Annotated in this window: 8 protein-coding genes; 5 read left to right on the top strand and 3 right to left on the bottom strand. The window is 45.7% G+C overall.

Annotated features, from left to right (window positions below):
• Nucleotides 1-89: 89 nt before the first annotated feature.
• Nucleotides 90-1,754, bottom strand: coding sequence for a DUF262 domain-containing protein (locus B3K91_RS02690; protein WP_292593954.1), 1,665 nt, complete (start codon nucleotides 1,752-1,754; stop codon nucleotides 90-92).
• A gap of 882 nt (nucleotides 1,755-2,636) precedes the next feature.
• Between B3K91_RS02690 and B3K91_RS02685 the strand changes: the two genes are divergently transcribed.
• The 5 genes from B3K91_RS02685 to B3K91_RS02665 all read left to right on the top strand — a co-directional run bounded on the left by B3K91_RS02685 (nucleotide 2,637) and on the right by B3K91_RS02665 (nucleotide 13,290).
• Entirely contained in the window at nucleotides 2,637-4,433 is a 1,797-nt protein-coding gene (locus tag B3K91_RS02685; RefSeq protein WP_292593952.1) for an HsdM family class I SAM-dependent methyltransferase, read from the top strand.
• A gap of 665 nt (nucleotides 4,434-5,098) precedes the next feature.
• On the top strand, nucleotides 5,099-6,826 hold the full coding sequence (locus B3K91_RS02680; RefSeq protein ID WP_292593956.1) for a formylglycine-generating enzyme family protein: 1,728 nt from the start codon (nucleotides 5,099-5,101) through the stop codon (nucleotides 6,824-6,826).
• On the top strand, nucleotides 6,823-8,688 hold the full coding sequence (locus B3K91_RS02675; RefSeq protein ID WP_292593950.1) for an HsdM family class I SAM-dependent methyltransferase: 1,866 nt from the start codon (nucleotides 6,823-6,825) through the stop codon (nucleotides 8,686-8,688). Before B3K91_RS02680 ends, B3K91_RS02675 begins: the two co-directional genes overlap by 4 nt.
• A complete protein-coding gene (locus B3K91_RS02670) occupies nucleotides 8,681-9,436 on the top strand; it encodes a hypothetical protein (RefSeq protein WP_292593948.1) in 756 nt (251 codons plus the stop codon). The genes B3K91_RS02675 and B3K91_RS02670 overlap by 8 nt, the downstream gene beginning before the upstream one ends.
• Before the next feature lie 542 nt (nucleotides 9,437-9,978).
• A complete protein-coding gene (locus B3K91_RS02665; RefSeq protein WP_292593947.1) occupies nucleotides 9,979-13,290 on the top strand; it encodes a hypothetical protein in 3,312 nt (1,103 codons plus the stop codon).
• Between the two features lie 174 nt (nucleotides 13,291-13,464).
• On the opposite strand, the gene B3K91_RS02660 is transcribed toward B3K91_RS02665, so the two are convergent.
• Both B3K91_RS02660 and B3K91_RS02655 read right to left on the bottom strand, forming a co-directional pair.
• Complete coding sequence (locus tag B3K91_RS02660; protein WP_292593945.1) at nucleotides 13,465-13,647, bottom strand: helix-turn-helix domain-containing protein; 183 nt, start codon at nucleotides 13,645-13,647, stop codon at nucleotides 13,465-13,467.
• A 98-nt stretch (nucleotides 13,648-13,745) separates the two neighbouring features.
• Entirely contained in the window at nucleotides 13,746-14,273 is a 528-nt protein-coding gene (locus B3K91_RS02655; protein ID WP_292593943.1) for a restriction endonuclease, read from the bottom strand.
• Nucleotides 14,274-14,951: the final 678 nt, after the last annotated feature.

Genomic DNA, 14,951 nt, shown 5'->3' with positions numbered 1-14,951 from the left:
GAAAGGGCTATCGAGTACTTCTTTTGACTCTGCACAAAGGATTAGTATCTTAGAAAGCAGATTAGCCTAGGTTTGTCATTAAGAAAGCATTAATCTATCCATCTTTTTCTAAGTACATCAATCAACTTCTCTTGCCTTTCTCTCACTGTCTCGGGCGTCCACACATCTTGATTCACTATTGATGTGCTCAAGGCAAATGTGGTTACACCATTGATCATAAAGTACCCCTCTTTTTTCGTTTTGAAGTCATAATTCCTCATAGCTCTGTTTCGATTTGAAGATAGCAGGATAAGGTTGCCGAGTCTGTGCAACCACTCGCTGTGATCCTCATCAGACCAATCAGCTGCATCCCAGTATCTTCTATTCAGCGTCTGGGGAAGAACATGTTCTATCGATACAACGTCATGATCATAAACTGCTCCCGCATCAGCAATTAGCGAATCAAGCCTGAGTAAAAGATATTTCCTTGGGTTATTCTGCATCTTGTAAACCTCTCCCGAAGCTATGTCTATCATCTCGTTTTTTTCTTGCTGCGTTAACCAGAGCTGAGAGTCCTCTTTTAGGACTTCTCCGTGCTCAATTCTGTTAAGCACTTCTCCATACCGTCTTATGCGGGCATTGATACCGGTGCGGCTAAGACACATGTAAGCAGCTAATTTCTCCAAGCCAGTAAAAAAGCGCAACAATTCTTCATCATTGTTGTTGCTCCTGTAATAGGCTATCGCAGGTGGTATCCAATCTGAATTGTCGATTCTAGATAACCAAACAAGTAAGTTGTTGATTCTTGTGGGATCTGCTACGCTTGTATGTTCAGCATTAATCACTCTATTGAATGCTTCACCGAGAGGCTCAAGATAACTGTCTATGAAGACTCTGGGGTTAATTTGGCGTTCGGTCAAAATCCCTTGTAATTCGCTTACAATGTTTTTCCTCTGCTTAACTTTTGACAATATCATTCGTATGTGACCGAAAAGATCATTGAATTTCTCACGACCAATATCATTCTCAAGAGTTTCCCAAGATTCAGTATACCGTTCACGTTCTTCTTCATCTAGATTCCCAATCAGGCTGGCTTTAAGCAAGTCAGAAGGTCGCAAGTCTAGACCCCTACTATTAAGAACAGTAAATACTCTAAAAGCCGAATCCTCATTTGGAGTAGAGACACCCACAATATAGCTCTTATTGTTAACATATCTTGCAAAGCTGAAGAGTTTTTCATTATCTTCATCTTCAAAAGGAAAATCTTCGTCAATTCTGCGCCTAAACTCAGCACATATTCTCTTAATATTTATTTGCGCATCAGATAACCGCGCATCATCTGCATTATCAATTGCCTCAAAATTGAGCCGTTGCACATTCGAGAAAAATTCCGCATCTCTCTCTCTTAGGGTCAGTCTAGGTCTGTCTCGCCTACCTTCAAGAGCATCTCCCTGTCCTCTTAGTCTCTTCAAGAGCGAAGCTTGTCTTTCATCGCCAAATCGAGTTGCGATTGCTGCTAGAAGCATAGTCAAAGTTGTTAGCCTCTGTTGGCCATCAACTACTTCGGCTCTTGGATTGTGCTCTGCTTTTATCAGTACTATACTACCAAGAAAGTACTCCTCATTCTCATTTGCTCTCCACGATGACAGAAGGTCGGAATAGAGCTCTCCAGCTTGCTCAACAGTCCAAGAAAATGGTCTCTGATACGAAGGAATAATGAAATCGAAACTGTCGCTGAATATTTCGCTTAATGGAAACTGCTTTCCTACGATCATTGTCTAAACCTCCATTAACTTCGTGCTGGTTGTGATCAATATTGAAATCAGAATGAAGAACAGACGCCCTGTGATACTTGGATGCTAATTTGGCTGAAGAAATCATGAAATATCACCCTAGGTCTTGTATTGATAATGATAGTATCACACAAAGTGATGAATTCCTAAGACTAAAAAGAAAGAACCAGGAACCTGGACACAGATTCTTAGTACAGAAAGGGCAAAACAAACTATTGAATAATTTGCGGTAGATTTCACTTTCCACAAATCGTCCAAATGTGAATTCATATGAATAATATAGATTTCCCCAGATCTTCCGCAGCAAGTAATCGCTTCTTCTTCTGCCTTCCTTTCCACAGACAAGAATACCTTTCAAGAACTGCCCCCTAAATCAGGATCTCGACTTTACTACCATTGTACAGTTTTCAGTTACGTAAACAAAGCGTTTCTCACTCCTGATATAATTAAATAAAGTGGCTTGCCGTTACCTTTATAAACATCATTCGCCGATGCTATACACTCCAGAGAAACTCGCTTCGAAGAAAACATTCCAGACCTGGAGCAATGTTGTTGCCTTTGTCTTTCAGGCAGGCCTTACTTCCGACAATGGTTCCGGGTTGAACTCCAGACGATCGTTCTCTACTCATATAGACCTACAATTCTCGATGCACGTACTAATAAGTCAGACTGACGCCGACGCGCATCCTGGACTTGCATACACTTTGGGCCGATGGTCTGGTTTCTTTCGGCCTTCTGGAGTTGCCGATTGCAGGAAAAGTGAATCGCAGGGGAAGACGTTCAGGAGAAGGGAGTGGAGTCAAGGTTAATAGAGTTATTGTAAGCGTTCCTAATCTGCACAACAAAAATAGAAGGAGGCCCGGCATGGATCTTGAGAGTTTTGCGAGAGATTACATTTATTTGCTGTTCAAATTGAGAGAGCAAGACCGAAGCCTTTCGGAAAGGGCTATCGAGTACTTCTGGACGAACATGCTGCTGAGAAAACAGTCTTTCCGCGACAATTTCGCAGATGTCTTCGAAGAGTTCGCTCTTTTCGGCAAGAGCGGAATTAATAGGGCGGTGCTGATAGAGAAGGCTTTGAAAGAGATGATCAGCAGGTATCCGAGGTACAGATTCATCGAGTACGAGGGAAAATACGTATGGATCTTTAGAGAAGGTCCGGAACTGCTTCAAAAGGCATGCACTTACGCCGACTCGTTCGTGGATCGACTGGCGATGGTAGATATCTTCAACAAGAGCGGCTCTCTTTACGAGGCCTTGCTCTCGGTATCCATGGAATCCGATTTGCTGGAAGGAGATTCGGCGGCCCCCCCGCAGGTAATCGATTCGATGATCGAATTGCTGGATGTCCGTCATGGGATGAGCATCTACGATCCTGCAATCGGGTTCGGCAGGATCCTTTACGGCATCTTCAAGAACAACCCCCGAGAGGAGCTCGAATACGCGGGCCTCGAGGCAGATCCGTATAAGCACAGGATCGGAAAGATCGCCTTGATTCTTCTCGGGCTGAACGCGGTGAATCTTAAGCAAGGAGATCCGCTAATCAGGTCGGAAGACTATTCGCTCCTGTCGAATTCACAATACGACAGGGTGATAATCGAACCGCCATCCAGCGAGAGGATTCTCTCTTATAGAATCAAGACCGGGTATTTGACAAGAGACAACCTGGAGGTATCCAAAGTTCCGGGAAGTCAGTGGAGCTACATTCGACGCGGCATCGAATGCCTCAAGCCAACCGGAAAAATGGTGAGCCTCATAGAGACTCGAGAACTGGGAAAGCCGGCGCAAGAGATAATCGACAACGACTGGCTGGAGGCAGTGATAGAGCTTCCGGTGGGCAGGGGCAATCTCCTTCGAAGAGAGACGAGCATTCTCGTAATAAACAAATCCAAGCCCGATCAGAGAAAGGGAAAAGTGCTGCTGGTGCCCGAATCGGAGAGGCGGATCGACTGGTTCGATATACGGAACCCCATCGAATGGCCATCGAAAATCATAAAGCAGTACAGAGAATGGCTATCGGAACCGAATCGAAGCGGTATAGTCTCGATTCAGACGATAGCGGCAAACGGGTACACGCTGAAACCGCGTGATTATGCGATATCTGCGGGTTTATCCGGTAGAAAGGATGTAAGCTATGAAGAGCTTATCAATGCCCCGATGATCGAACTCAAAGAGATTGGCGAGTTCATTGTCGGCAGAAGCCATGGATGGATCGATTACGACCGTGAGGACAGAACGGTCCCGAAGACTCCGCTTCATGGCGATGAAATATCAGATAGGATCTTTCTTCTGGACAGAGTGGCGACCGATGCGCAAGGCTTAATAGACTTGAGCCGCTCGACTAGGCATAGCGGGAGTTTGGTGGAAGTCGAAAAATCCAGTACTCTGAGAAAGTCTGACATAGTCATCTGCGTTGAACCTGGATCCTGCGGAGTAGGCATTGTGGGAGATATCGCTGACGATCAGGTGGCGATTGTTTCGGGAGACTGTATCGCGCTGAGAGTAAGGGAAGAATACGATCCCTTTGAAGTGCTCAGGATTCTGCGAAGCGATTATGGGAAGTACTCTATCCATAAGGCAAAGATAGACATTTTCTTCAACGGCGGGAGACTCACTGCACTGGAAGAGATTAGGATACCGGATATCGTCAGTAAGCAGTGAAGAATTGGTGGACACTCTAGTTGGAAGTTCCCACTTACACTTGGGGTAGAGTCGATCGACCCCACATCCACAGCTCCAGTACTGTGAGACTGTTCGAATTCCATGAGGGGACGCTCTCTCCAAGAAGAGAGACGAGTTATGCCGGTCATCCGCGCCAATTAAGCAAACATATCGTAATGAATAGACGATAATTATAGATATAATGCCGTAACTTACTAGTATTGACGTTGCTGTATAATTAACTTGTGTTGACTAGACAATCCGTACCGACAAGATGTGAATCTGTTCCGCTTCTTGATTACCGTTTAATCGAGATCTCCAATGGTGATCATACCCTATCGAAATCAAATACGTGTATAGAATGTAGAAAACACAGACATCATGTATTCTTGAGTCGACTTTCAGAGTCCAAATCCCACACGAACATCTCTGTTCGCCGTTCTATCCAACCGGTGCTGTCTTTCTTGTAGCTTATTGAGCATCGGATATTCCGAACAACAATTTCACTCAGCTCCGCAAAATATCTACCCATAAGACATTCTCTCGTTTCCGATCCAGTGACAATCCCATTGTGCGGTTGTAGTGAGGTCAGAAAATACAATCGCCCGGTAATCCGGGTAGCGATTTAGATCGCGAAAAAATCATAAGGAGGAGTGGTTAGTTTGATGACGGAAATACCGTCAATGGAAATGCCGGAATGGATCAGAAACCCCGGGGAGTTCGACATAAGGAATATTCTTCAGGACTCTCTCTGCTACCTGGCAAGCGGCCTTCACGGCCATTTTGTCAAATGCTACATGGGAAACGCTTACAGCTTCGTGTACATCGACTACTACATAAGCCGAGAAGACCTGCTGCAGGACATGGCCGAATACGGTTTCACAGGTTACAGGCCTATCTTGCATGAAACGATAGACCCGTACAGACTCCATCCCGGTGGATGGGACGCGCTGATTTGGTATTACCGCGACGACGATCCGCGAAGAGAGGGGCGGTTGGATCACTTCCGTGAAGACCGCGAGAGAGCTTACTTTGCAGGACATCGAGAGATTCTGAATACTTCGTGGAAGAAGGTTCTACCTGCCGAGGGAGACGGAAACCCTAATTCGTGGCGTGAAATTCAGAAAGAGCCGTTCGCCGAATGGTTCATATTCGAGAGGACCGAGGAGTACGATGAGACACACAACCCGAAACGCTTTTCCTTCTTCTTTCTAAACACCGAGGCGGTTGCAACCTACCAGGCGCTTTATCTAGAAAACAGGATAGCTCCAAAATTCCTCGTAATCCCGCAATACGGCTTTGGGATGAACTGGACGGAGTTCGGCGAGAGAGAGAGCATACTCGGCAGGTCTATCTTCTATCCAGATCATCCCCTACCGGAGTACATCGTGGGCATGTCCGGTTTTACGAACCCCTGGCCCGAATACACGCACAGGGTAAAGAAGTACTTCAACGGGTTTAACTTCTGCGTCACTATCTGGAAATTCTCGGGAGACCCCGCAAGGCTCAACCCACCTGTCATTGAGCGGAGTGGGGTAAAGCAATTAATCAAGAATAAAGAAAATGTAGATATCAATCTGCCGGTCATTGAGCAGAGAGAGCCCGCCCTTCACAGGTCCCCGGAAAACGAACTCGTCTTTGTCGAGAAGGGCGAGTTCGAGATGAGCGAGGTATGGGAGGGAGAAAACGGAAAAGAGCGGAAGACCCTCTATGTGATACTTAGCTATGATTTCCATATAGGCAAGTACCCCGTCACGTTTCAGGAGTACTCGAGGTTCTGCAGGGAAACGGGCACAGAAGAATTCATAGATAGATACTTCCCGAATGTCAGAAAGCCGGCCGTGCGTGTGAACTGGTTCGAAGCCATCGCTTACTGCAACTGGTTGAGCGAAAAGGAAGGCCTGCCCCCGGCGTACGATGAATTGGGAAAATTGCTTGATTGCGACGGCTCATACACGACCGATTTGAGAAGAGTTGCCGGCTACAGGTTGCCGACCGAGGCAGAATGGGAATACGCGGCCAGGGGAGGGAACAAAAGCAGAGATTATATCTTCGCCGGAAGTAACGACGTCGATGAGGTCGCCTGGTATATTGAAAACTCATCCGACAGAACTCGAGAGGTCGGGCTGAAGAGCCCGAACGAACTCGGGCTGTACGATATGTCCGGTAACGTCTGGGAACTGTGCAGCGACAACAGCGACAGATACTCGGAGGGACTGGAGATAAACCCGTATGGAGAAACAGATCAATGGAAGGTTTTTCGCGGTGGAAGCGCAGTTGACCATCCTTTAACAGTGGCAGTTTCGTTCCGCAACATTGGTGTAGTAACTGAAGACTCGATGATCGGCTTCCGAATTGTGAAGACAGTGCTGGTCGACGAGGGAGAACAATGATGGGCCTTCCAGGTAGCGTGCAGGACTTCATGTATCTTCTTTCCAAACTCGGTCAGCGGAACCGGCTGCTTTCCGAAAAGGCGATAGAGTATTTCTGGACCTCGATGCTGCTCAAGAAACTCTCACAGAACGTCAGATTCAGCGACGTATTCTGGAGGTTCGTTTTCTTCGGAAAGAGTGGACAGGAGCGGGCCGATCTCATGGAGAGCGCAATATCCGAACTCATCGTCGAGCATCCCGAATTTTCCTTCATCGACTTCAAGGGAGAATTGAGCGCGGCCTTCAAAGAAGACTCGCCGCTCTTCCACAGAACCTGCGCTTGTGCCGACGGCATGATCGACGAACTCTCAGTAAGGGACATAGATCTCTTGACAGATCTCCTTTATAGGGGCATGTTCACCATTGCGATCGACTCCAATCTTCTCTATTCGGACATGATAGTTCCGATGGAAATCCTCGAGATGATGGTCGATCTGCTCGAGATCGAACCAGGAATGACAGTTTACGACCCCGCTTTCGGTTATGGACGGGCCTTCTACACGATCTTCAAGAGAGAAGGCTTCGATTACACTTCCTTCGCCGGTCTTGAAATCGACCCGAGAAAGTGGCGGCTCACAAAGATTGTCCTTTCTCTTTTCGGGATCGACGTCTCGAAGCTCGTAAGGGGCGATTCGCTCATGAAGCCGTCGAAAGAGACTCTCTATGTGGAAGAAGGCTACGACAGGGTGATTATCGAGCCTCCTACAGGCGAGCGCATGGTGTTGCAGGAGCTGAAGACTGACTTCTTTCTCCGAAACATTCTAGACATCTCATCCGGTCTCATCAGCCAGTGGGATTTCATAACCCACGGAATGCGCTCGATGAAGGATGACGGGAAGCTCGTGACGCTGATCACGAGAGGAGCACTGAGAGAAGGAAACAAGGAAATCATAGACAACGACTGGCTTGAAGCCGTAGTACAACTACCCCTTGGAGCCGTTCACGGCGGAAACGACGACTGCTGCTTGATGGTCCTTAACAAGGCGAAGCCTGCCATCAGGAAAGGGCAGGTCTTCATGGCGGTGTCCAAGAGCGACGGCAGAGAGCCTTTCTGCTTCGAAGTGAGGGAGGAGAATCTTCTGCTGGATTCAGTCATGAGAAACTTCAAGGACTGGAAAGGCGAAAGTGGAGTTTGCGCGCTACTTCCTATTGGTACGATAAAGCAGAGCGGCTATTCTCTGGTTCCGGCCGACTACCCGATAATACCTGTAGAGATAGACCAGTTGCCCGAGGATTACGAGACGTTTCTCACTTCCCCGACAGTCGAACTGGGTTCCATCGGTGAGTTCTTTGAATCCAACCGTTTGCGTAATTCTTGGAGAGCCGACCTGCTTGAAGATAATGAAGCCGATGGAAAAAGGTACGACGGCAAGGTCTACAAATACCCTCGTCTGGAGGTCGATGACAACGGCATCGTACAGTTTAGTTCTCTCGAGGAGTATGAAGGAGATCTCGCAAAGGCGGCCGAAAAAGCGCTTCTACGAAAGAACGACATCATATTCAACAAAAGAAACGACATATCTACCGTGGGTCTGGTAGCCGACATCTCTTCAGACGCTTCGATACTGCCCTCAGGCAATCTCATAGTCTTCAGAGTCGCCGGCGACTACGATCCTATAAAGGTCTTCGACATTCTCAGGGGCGACTACGGCCAGTTTCTCATTAGAGAAGCCACAAAGCACCTTTTCATGGAGTTTCTGCCCCTGCGCATAATACAGGCCCTGAGGCTCCCGGTCGAGGCAATCAGGGCACAAAGATCTGATGAGAGCGGATCTCCGAACAAAGAAGTTTTGAAAGGCGAAGGGAGTGATTCGGATGTTTGAAGAATTGACGAAGGCCGAAATGCCCGAATGGATAAAGAACCCGGTGAAATTCGACATTCATGACGTACTGAAAGACTCCCTATACTATCCGGCCTGCGGCCACGACGGACACCCCGTCGAGTACTTTCTGGGAAATGTCTATAGCTTCGTATATGTAGACTACTCCATAAGCAGGGAGAACTTGCTCGAAGAGATCGCCAACAATGGATTCAGGGGGTACAGAGTCCTCCGTCAGCTTTCATTGAGCGAAGGCCAGCTCGCGCCGAACGGCTGGAGGATCAGGGTCGCCCCGGACCGTGGGGAATTTCACCGCCCCGACCATTATTCGGATGTGTTCGAGAAACCCTTCGCCGAATGGTTCATCTTCGAGAGGACCGAGGAGTACGGTGAAGACCATAATCCTTCCAGATTCTCGCTGCTGTTCATATGTGCGGACGGTGCCGCAGCTTATCAGGCGCTTTATCTCGAAAACAGGATGGCCCCTAAGATTCTGGCCATAATCCAGCCGGGGGAAGCCTTCGGCTGCAACTGGACAAACTTCACGAACAGAGGTCAGATACTCGCGCGGTCGGTCTTCTACAGGGACAACCCTCTGCCCGAATATGTCATAAACGGAGGCATAGGCCGCAGCGAGTTCTACAGAGCCCCCATCTGGCCGGAATACATGGAGTTTGTCAAGAGATTCAACATAGGTGCAAAGTACTTCAGGATATGGAAGAGATCTGTAGGTGCCGTAAGAGATCTGTAAGAGTCAGGTTGAGTTGCCAATGAAAGTGAAAAACACTTCAGAATGAAAAATCATGTATCTTAACAACAAATAGTAGAAACATTAGTAATTGAAGTAAGTAACTGGTTAATACACATAACCTTAATGATTTTCTTTTTCTACATCTCTTGTGATAGCATGTTGTTGGATGTCCTTTATGGTATTAGGTTTATTCAATGGTTGCTCCATTGAATGTTGTGGTAGTTTTTTGAAACAGCGGAAAACCGTTTCTAATAGCTGATATAAACGCAATGTACAAACTGTTTGCTGCAGAATATAAGTACAAACGGAGTCTGCCACAAAAAAAGTTGTAAGAAAATAAAGGAGAGACTTCTATAATTGAGAAGAAGAGTAGATAGGATCAAGAAAAACGCGTAATCTCATTTGCCTTCTAGAAAAGAAAGTAATCAGTTTCCCCTTCAAGAGTTTCTCGACTAGCTTTCAGACTGATGAGCAGGAGAATAATTAGATTGGTGACAAAGTGAAGGCGGGTACAGGTGTGTAAGAAAAGCGGAGGTGCAAGGATGAAGAAGATTTCATTGCTACTGCTTACTAGTGTTCTACTTTTCCTTTTATTGGGATGTCCTTCTCTAGAAAAGCCTCCAACAATTAACATACCAGATCAGACAGTAGATGAGGACCAGGTTCTTCAGTTTGATCTGAGACAACATTGCGCTGATGAGAACATAAACTCTCTCGTTTTCAAAATAATCTCTGGAGTAGGTCAAATAATAGGATCTGATTACAAATACTCCCCAACGTTTGAAGATTCGGGCATAAAAGAAGTGAAGATAAGAGTGACAAACTCGAAAGGCACATCTGCCGAAAACTCGTTCAGAATAACTGTCATTGATATCAACAGACCTCCGGTGGTAGAAATACCAGATCAGACAATGGATGAAGGTGAAACTCTTACGCTCAACCTGAACGATTATGCAAATGATCGTGATGGAGACACACTCTCTTTCTCTTTGGTATCGGGAGTAGGGACGGTAAATGATGCCATATACACTTATACAGCCGCCTATGATTTACTAAAGAAACAAATAGAATACAATCCAACAGCAGAAAATGTGGTTTTCCCTGTAGTAATCAGTGCGAATGATAATAAAGGCGGAGAAACCGTAGACTCATTCAATGTAATAGTTGGAGAAGTCAACAGGCCTCCAAATATTCCAGCTTTGATCTCTCCAAATGACGGTGAATTGATTGATAATTCAGTATCAGTTGTACTCAGTTGGGAATGCGATGACCCCGATGGAGACACAGTATTTTATGACGTTTATTTGGATACAAAACCAGCTCCAGAGTCGATGAATGTTGAAGACTATGAAGAGACGACTCTAGAGATAGAGAACCTGTTGTTCGGAACAGAATACTACTGGAAAATAGTTGCTCAGGATCACAAGGGTGGAGTAACTGAAAGCCAAGTGAGAAGCTTTGCTATTTCGGAATATCAGGAAAGGGGCATTGTCTGGATTGACGCAGGAGGAAGCCATACAGTTGCACTAAAAGATGATGGTAGGGTTCTATCTTGGGGGAGTAACAATTATGGCCAACTGGGAGATGGTACAAATATTACAAGCTATTTCCCGATGTTTGTTAAGAGTCCAAATGGAGAAGCCCTTTTGGAATCAATAGTAGCTGTCGCTGCAGGAAACTTGCACACTCTAGCATTAGCTGCAGACGGTACTGTATGGGCATGGGGGAGTAACAATTATGGCCAACTGGGAGATGGTACAAAGAACCATAGCAATCTACCCGTGCAAGTTAAGGGGCTCGGGTCAGAGCAGTATCTTACTGGTGTTGTAGCTATTGCAGCCGCAGGCAGTCATAGTGTTGCAGTGAGAACGGATGGTTCAGTGGTTGCTTGGGGGGAGAATTCTGATGGTTGCTTGGGCGATGGAACTACACAATCGAGGCATAAACCAGTAATTGTCAAAGGAGACGGTCCTGAAGGATACTTGGGAGGAATCATATCAGTCGATACCGGACAGAATTTTACTATCGCACTCGCGAGAGACGGTACTGTATGGGCATGGGGAGGAAATAAAAACGGACAATTGGGAGATGGAACAAACTACTCGAGTTATTCGCCAGTGAAAGTGAAGAGTCCAGATGGGAATGGAGTTCTTTCTGGCATTATTAAAATAAGCGTTGATTCTAATAGCTTTAACGGTCATGTGTTGGCAATAACAGAAAGCGGGTCAGTATTCTCTTGGGGGGAAAATAGTTTCGGGCAACTGGGGAATGGGAGAACTGATGATCAAAACAAACCAGTCCAAGTAAAAGGTTATGGGGGAATTGGGTATCTTGAAGATGTGGTCGCTGTATTTTGCGGGCAGTTCAGTTCCTTCGCAGTTACAGAGAGTGGCGTGTTATGGTCTTGGGGAAACAACGAATTTGGACAGCTTGGAGATGGAACAAAAAAAACCAGATACACCCCCGTGAAAGTAAGGAATGAGGATAACTCTGGAGATCTTGAGAACATAATTTTCGGGACTGCGAGCGAACACTCTATTGCACTTGATAATTCTGGTCTGGTTTGGAGCTGGGGAAATAATGAAAGTGGTCAACTGGCTAATGGAACTAACGAAGAAACAATTCTTCCGAAACGAGTTTTCAATTACCCCGCTTCAGGCTTTCTTCAAGACATTGTGGGGATAGTTGCGGGAAATTCACATAGTATTGCTATCACAGAAAGCAGAACGTTAGTTGCCTGGGGTGCTAACGGATCCGGTAATCTTGGCAACAATACTACATTTACTGGCAAGATTCCAATACAGGTAAAGGGACCAGATAACGCAGATTTGATTGAAAATATTATTCTCGTGGAAGCTCTTGGTCACTCTGTTGCTCTGAATACGAACGGAGAAATCTGGACGTGGGGACCGAATTTCAGAAGCCAGCTCGGCGACGGCACGACAGTCGATAGGTTATTGCCTGTACAAGTAAGAGGTCCAAATGGAGAGGGATTTTTGATAAACATTGTAGAGGTAGCTGCAGGAAATACTCATACAGTTGCTTTGAAAGAAGATGGAACTGTTTGGTCTTGGGGGAGTAATACCTATGGTGAGTTAGGAGATGGAACAGTAGTTAGAAAAAGAACTCCTGTACAGGTTTTGGGTCCCGGAGGCGAAGGGTTCTTGGAAGGGATCGTGAAAGTAGCTGCGGGAGCGGATTATTCTCTCGCGTTGATGAATGATGGTTCAGTGTGGGCATGGGGAATTAATGGCGTGGGTCAACTCGGCAACGGAACAACTGATTTGTCGTCAGTTCCTACAAAAGTCAAAGGTCCACATGGAGAAGGATTTTTGAGCGACATTATTGATATTGATTGTGGTTTAAATCATAATATAGCACTAACAAGAGATGGAACACTATGGTCTTGGGGATACAACTATTATGGTCAGCTTGGTGATGGAACAATTGAGAACAGAAGCACACCTGTTGAAGTGCGGGGACCAGATGAAATAGGTCTAATGTCCGATGTTACAGATATTGATGCGGGCGGGTATAGTTCGATCGCCTTAAAAGAAGATGGGAGTATTTGGTCTTGGGGAAACAATGATTTTGGTCAGCTTGGCGACGGGACGAAGACTATACGATACTCCCCAGTTCAAGTTAAGGGACCGAATAACGCATCGGTCATTCAAGACATAATAGCCGTTTCGATGGGCGGCTATCATGGTATAGCTTTGAAAAATGATGGTACCGTATGGAGCTGGGGATCTAATCAATACTGCCAACTTGGCGCCAATTCAACCACAAATCGTTTGACGCCCGTACAGGTGAGTGCTCCCGCACGATTAGACAGTTATCTTTACCTCTGGTAGGGTCGAGTTGTTATCTTTCTGATGCCGTGGTGTAGATGTAGATAGTAGTATTAAGAAGTCACAGCTATCTTCGCCATATTATTGCATTTCTCTAAAGAAATGCTGAGTACCTGATCTAGGAATAGAAATGCTTTTGCACTTATTGATTTGTACTTATTGACCAAGAACTATAAGTCATTCATTGCTTGTTTTCATCTGTACCTGTATGAATCTTTCAATTTCAGATCTCAATATTCTTGTAGATCTACCTATCTTGAAAGCCTTGATCTTTCCATCCTTCAGCAGCTTGCGGATGGTCTGTCTAGTCACTTTCAAGTGTTCTGCAACTTCAGGAATAGTAATCACTTCATCTTTCATTCAGTTAAGTCTCCTTCTTGATAAAAGCCTTCCCAGAGGGTTTGAATTTCTCCTCTAAAGCTCCTTTTGATTCTGATCGATAACTCTTTGAATGTACATCAGCGGTTAGGATTGGGACCGAGTTCTTCCTGAACTTCTTCCTTATACTTCTGATATCTTTTGAATTCCAAACCGTAGCTCTCGGCCAATCTCTTTGCCTCAATAGGCAGCAGACTATCGACCAGAATAACTCCGTGACTGGCCCCGTGCTTCGAGAGAGAAGCGGCAAGACTCTGCACTTCGGACTTATGGATTTGATCATTGCCCTCTCTTATAGAGAACACCGTCTTTTCTCCGAAGATCTCCGCGATAAGATCAACGGAGGAATAATCGCCCCTCGGAGGAAAATCACAGGAAACTCCGTAGCTCTCTAGAAAGTCCTTAAGTTCGAGAACGAGAAGGTTTCTGAGAGTCTTTACATTTCGCTCGGGCTTCAAATAACGCTTGATCCTTAAGGATACGAGATTCACAGCGACGATCTGCGCAACGAGCAGACCAATAACCGCCTGATAAGGAATCACATAAGCCAGCGCAATAATTGCAGCCGACACCACCCACCAGTACTTCCTGAAGTAGTATAGAATCATAGGGTTTTTCCTGTCACTTCATGTCCACTTCGATCGAAATCCACTTCCACACCTCGTCTAGGAAACGCATCGAATATCAATTCAGCAATTCTTCAAAGAACCGCGAAATACCTCTTTATCTTCTGCGCCATGATATAACGCCGCTCTTCAAGGAATTCCTCGTAGTCGTCTATTGTCATGTTCACAATATTATCAGGGATGCAGTTCATCTTCCAGTCTTCAGAATTTCATCTTTGCAGGTAATGCCGCCATCTTGAAAACTCATTGAGTGATTCTCTCCGGTCGCATGTGCTTGCTCGATATCATAGAAAGTAATGAATATGGAAAAAGCGAGTCTGTCCCGGTTAAAGTTCCCACTTAATACGTCATTCTGAGCTTGACTCAGAATCTGCTTTCTCAACAGTAAGGAACGAGATTGCTTAATTTCGCTTTTCTGTCCTTTGAAACACTCTCACAGACTTTTATCTTCGATTTCTCGTTTAGAGTGAAAAATGGAGTCTGACCCTATTTAATTTCTATTTAATTTCAACCTCTTATGCGTGTAGGCGAAGGATTATAAGTTGGGGTACAACGCTTCACTATTAGACTTCTATCTCTTCTGAAGTATATCTACTACTGAAGATACGATTTTTTCTAAGGTTTGACGGGTGACCCTACCAGCTCTGTATAATACTATTC

Source organism: Mesotoga sp. UBA5847 (genome assembly GCF_002432735.1).
Lineage (GTDB): Bacteria > Thermotogota > Thermotogae > Petrotogales > Kosmotogaceae > Mesotoga.
The sequence above is the reverse complement of the archived record's forward strand: the minus strand, read 5'-3'. Positions and strand labels throughout refer to the sequence as shown.

Bases quoted from the DNA above. Each gene is read 5' to 3' on its own strand.
- B3K91_RS02655 (WP_292593943.1), bottom strand. From the start codon at position 14,273: ATGATTCTATACTACTTCAGGAAGTACTGGTGGGTGGTGTCGGCTGCA.
- B3K91_RS02690 (WP_292593954.1), bottom strand. From the start codon at position 1,754: ATGATCGTAGGAAAGCAGTTTCCATTAAGCGAAATATTCAGCGACAGT.
- B3K91_RS02665 (WP_292593947.1), top strand. From the start codon at position 9,979: ATGAAGAAGATTTCATTGCTACTGCTTACTAGTGTTCTACTTTTCCTT.
- B3K91_RS02675 (WP_292593950.1), top strand. From the start codon at position 6,823: ATGATGGGCCTTCCAGGTAGCGTGCAGGACTTCATGTATCTTCTTTCC.
- B3K91_RS02670 (WP_292593948.1), top strand. From the start codon at position 8,681: ATGTTTGAAGAATTGACGAAGGCCGAAATGCCCGAATGGATAAAGAAC.
- B3K91_RS02680 (WP_292593956.1), top strand. From the start codon at position 5,099: ATGACGGAAATACCGTCAATGGAAATGCCGGAATGGATCAGAAACCCC.
- B3K91_RS02685 (WP_292593952.1), top strand. From the start codon at position 2,637: ATGGATCTTGAGAGTTTTGCGAGAGATTACATTTATTTGCTGTTCAAA.
- B3K91_RS02660 (WP_292593945.1), bottom strand. From the start codon at position 13,647: ATGAAAGATGAAGTGATTACTATTCCTGAAGTTGCAGAACACTTGAAA.